Annotated in this window: 2 protein-coding genes and 1 pseudogene; 2 read left to right on the top strand and 1 reads right to left on the bottom strand. The window is 64.9% G+C overall.

Annotated elements, in window-relative coordinates:
* Window positions 1-100 precede the first annotated feature (100 nt).
* Window positions 101-412, top strand: a complete 312-nt coding sequence (locus tag ACGFU7_RS47820; RefSeq protein ID WP_393705078.1) for a GNAT family N-acetyltransferase — start codon at window positions 101-103, stop codon at window positions 410-412.
* A 418-nt stretch (window positions 413-830) separates the two neighbouring features.
* On the opposite strand, the gene ACGFU7_RS47825 is transcribed toward ACGFU7_RS47820, so the two are convergent.
* A complete protein-coding gene (locus ACGFU7_RS47825) occupies window positions 831-1,802 on the bottom strand; it encodes a carotenoid biosynthesis protein (protein ID WP_393705076.1) in 972 nt (323 codons plus the stop codon).
* Between the two features lie 160 nt (window positions 1,803-1,962).
* Here ACGFU7_RS47825 and ACGFU7_RS47830 point away from each other — a divergent pair.
* A pseudogene (locus ACGFU7_RS47830) lies at window positions 1,963-2,397 on the top strand (hypothetical protein); the annotation flags it as partial.
* Window positions 2,398-2,517: the final 120 nt, after the last annotated feature.

Genomic DNA, 2,517 nt, shown 5'->3' on the forward strand with positions numbered 1-2,517 from the left:
GCCCCTTACCGCACAACGGACATGACGCCACGTCACTCACGAGACCGGCGAACCGGACCAATCCCAATCACGCAATGCCCCTGCCCTATCACCGGAGGCCCTGACCGTCTTCAGCTCAACCTACGCGCTCAACGCCCGACACACGCCCGCGTACATCGTTGAGTTCAAGGATGAACCGGTAACGACTTCCTACGGTATACATGTCGGGGACCACGTCGGCGTTTTCAACATTACCGTGCCACCCGAGCAGCGCCGGTCGGGTTACGGAAGAGCTGCGACGCAGGCCGTACCGCGTGACGGATACTCATCTGGAGCCCATACGGCGATCCTCAACGCATCTGAGGCCGGCATTCATCTCTATGAATCCATGGGTTTCCGTGTAGCGGAGTATTGGACTCAGCTCTCCGGCTGACTTGTCATGTTTTTCATCAGGCCTCTGGTCATGAGGTCGATGGCGCCCAGGTCGTGAGATCGACGAAGCCCGACCGCATTCTTGGGGCGGCTGCCGGCCTCGACCGTCAGCCCCAACCGGGTCTTCGCCCACTCGACGAGAGTGAGTGCGCAGGCGGGCTCGTCGAGTGGGCGAGAGTGAGTGCTCGGCGCATGAGGCGGAGCTACCGGAAAGAAGCCGGTGGCCAGTGGGACTGCCTTGATCACTCCACGACGTCCGAGCGCCGGACGACGCCCCCGGCCCAGCCGGCCGCCACACGCCCAACGGTCCCGATCCCCTGGACGTCCGGGTGTCCTCTCACACCACGCAGGCGTGGAGCCCAAGGCAACCCGGAACCGGGTATCGGACAAGCTTCGCAAGACAACAGCCGACGCGGTGATTACCGGAAAGTTGGAGCCGCGCTGCGGGCGATGTCGTTGCGGGCGAGCTTTACGGTGGCAAGAAAGGCGACAAAGACCACGGAGAACAGATTGGTGATCATCATGCTCTCGTTGATGGCGTGCCCGCTCCAGACAATTCCGGTCGGGTCCGTGAAGAATTGGTCCGAGGCGCCGATGCAATACGTCACAGAGCTCAGGCCGAGTGCCCCGTAGGCCACGACAGGCTGGAGCAGGGCACCGCGGCCTTCGGCGTGCACGGGTGCCTGCGAGCGGGCCAGGTAGAGAGCGAAGATCTGGAAGAAGATGTAGGTGACCAGCCACCAGCCCAGGTAGTTGCTGTAGGGAACACCGAACAGGCCGCCGCCGCGCTCCCATACCCAGTTCCCGACGACGGTGGAGGAGATCGAGTCCATGCCGACGTCGAACATCGTCATCATTGCCGCGGCGAGCATCGGCAGCGCCACCACACTGACGCGCCCGCCCGCTCCCGCACGTAGGCTCGGTACGGTGTCCGCCTCGTCGAGCAGGGTGCTGGCCACCAGCCAGCATACGTACCCCAGGCCGAAGTAGATCGGGCCGATCTGGATCGGAACGTCGATCAACTGGAGTCCACCGGCGTAGTGGTAGTGACCGAAGGGGAACCCGGTGGAGATGCTGAAGTTCTCGAAGAAATTGCTCACCACGAGCGTCTCCACGAGGAAGATGATCAACACTTTCGCGCCGTACCGGCGGACGCCGTGGATGAGCGAGAACGGAACCAGCAGCAGCAGTACTGGCTTGATGGCCCACTCCCCGGTCAGCGGGAGGCCGACAGCCACTGCGGCCGTGAAGGCCGCCAGCAGCCACAGCACTCGTGTCCAACCGGAGGGCCGGGGCCGACTCTCCGGGATGGCCACGCGGGACGGCGCGGCGCCCTCGAGTCCGCCTGGATCGGGCGCCTGTTGCCTGCTGATGGGCACATTGGTGCTCATGGTGACCTCCAGTTGGCTGCGGCGGGCGTAGACGGGTGTGCCGGTGTTTGTCTCGTCTATAGGACGACGCAGCCCTCGTGAATGTGAGACAACGTCGCCGGTGACGCAGCAGCCGCGCTTGTCGATCGCGCCGTCAAAGCCCCGCGGCGGTCCGGCGGGGACGGGAATCGCGATCACCGCGGTCGATCCGGCCCATACCTCGAAGTGGGGCGCCCAGCACGGGCAGAAGCCCCTCACCAGCAACACCCGTAAGACGAATCGCCACGACGCTGCCGCCGTGGCGATCGGACGGCGCGCCCAAGGGCACCCGATCCGGGATGGGGTATCCCCTGCTCGAACGGAGTTGAGAGCTTGGGGAAGGACGACACCGCCCCGTGCACACCAGAGCGATGTGCAGGGGCATCGGACCATCCTGGCCGGACCGGACAAACCTGGGCATGGGGGACCCCGCCCCCGCATCCCTGGACCACGCACACGATCCGTGCCGCCGGGCTGTGGAGCGCACGCGGGCAATCAGAACGCCCGACATCGTTCGGGGCGTTCGGCTGAGCACGGGTCCTGGCAACAGAAGGACTCACTCCCGCTCAGTCCGTAGGAACGGTATGTCCGCGGTGAGCCCTTAGCCTCGCCGTTTCGGTTGGGCTGAGGCGGCTGCGTTGATCACCAACTGGTGGGTGGTCGAGGCGATTTTGTTGCCTGGGCATGGTGGAGTCCC

Source organism: Streptomyces sp. NPDC048473, assembly GCF_043200155.1.
GTDB lineage: Bacteria > Actinomycetota > Actinomycetes > Streptomycetales > Streptomycetaceae > Streptomyces.

Excerpts from the sequence above, each read along its gene's own strand:
- ACGFU7_RS47825 (WP_393705076.1), bottom strand. The coding sequence starts at position 1,802 with ATGAGCACCAATGTGCCCATCAGCAGGCAACAGGCGCCCGATCCAGGC.